1 protein-coding gene is annotated in these 1362 nt (G+C 61.8%); it reads right to left on the bottom strand.

Translation table 11 applies throughout. The annotated features are described in order from the left end of the window. Window positions 1-90 precede the first annotated feature (90 nt). Window positions 91-1362 (bottom strand): TrkA C-terminal domain-containing protein (locus HX846_RS40290; protein WP_178967109.1); only part of this gene is annotated, 1272 nt, incomplete at its 5' end.

Below are 1362 nucleotides of genomic sequence, written 5' to 3'. Positions count from 1 at the left end.
GGCATTCCGGGCGTTTGCCAAAAGTGACCCGCTGTAAGAGCGGAACCATAAGTGGCCGTTACCGCAGCAACGGATATGTACCCAATACAGCTACCGCGCCAGCACCATGGCAAAATACCCAAACACCGTGAGCAAAATCCCCGACACCGCATACGCCACCGGGAACCCAATCCACGGCACCGTACTATCAATTTCCTTGGCCGCCTCCCGCGCCGGCCCCGAGTGACTCCGCGCCCCCGCAACACCGCCCATGAGAATCGCCGGGTTGATCTTGAACACATGAAAACCCACAGCCCAAACAATAAACGGTGGAATCGTACAAGCCACGAACCCAAGCAAAAAGATCTTCAACGCAATGATCGCGCTAATCTGCGAAACCAGGTTAGCCCCCGCATTCACCCCCACAATCGCGACAAAGAATATCAACCCCATGTCCTCGAGAATGTTGCGCGCCGCATTCGGTGTATTGCCGAAAAACCGCACCCGCGACACCAGCGACGAGACGATAATCCCCGACACCAGCAACCCGCCCGCATTGCCCAGCCCCACCGCCGCACCGAACGCCGGCACCTGAATCAGCCCGATCAACAACCCCAGCACCATACCCAGCGACAGCGTCAGCAAATCCGTCGCCGTACTCGCCCGCCCCGCCTTGCCCAGCAACGCCGTGGCCTTGTCGATGGCACTGCGCAAGCCAATCAAGTGCATCACATCCAGGCGCTGCAACCGCGTTTCCAGCCCCACCGGAATCGGCGCACCACCCCGCTCAATCCCCACCAACTGCACCTGCCCGGCAATCGGCGACTGGCTGAATTCCTTGAGCGCCCTGCCCACGGCATCCTTGTGGGTCACCAGAATCACCGCCTCATCCAGCGGTATATTCAACGCCCGGGCATCCGGTACTTCCGGCCCGATCAGGCCCATGTGATCGGTCAGCGCATCCAGGCTGCCGCCCAGGGCGATCACATCGCCGAGTTGCAACACCAGCGTCGGTTCAGCCCCAAGCAACTCTTCACCACGCTCGACGTTCTCGATCTGGTACAACGCAAAGCGCTGGCGAAACTGCGCGATGCTCTGCCCCACCAGCTCCGGGTTCACCAGGCGATAGGCCCGCAGGTCAAACGGCCGATACCCACTGAGCCCGGCATCGTCGACGTTCGGCACTCCGTGCTCCACCTCGAATGCCTTGGCCGCCTTGCGCGCATCCACACCCCACCAGCGCGGCAGGTATTTGCAGATCAGGATGATGCCGACCGTGCCCCAGATATAGGTGATGCCGTAAGACAGCGCGATCATCGCGGTGGCCGCCGCCGCCGTGGTGCCCGGTGGCAGCGGCACCACGCCCGAGGTCATCGCCTGTTC

It is taken from the genome of Pseudomonas sp. K5002, assembly GCF_013386655.1.
GTDB lineage: Bacteria > Pseudomonadota > Gammaproteobacteria > Pseudomonadales > Pseudomonadaceae > Aquipseudomonas.
This window is presented reverse-complemented; position numbering and strand designations above follow the sequence as displayed.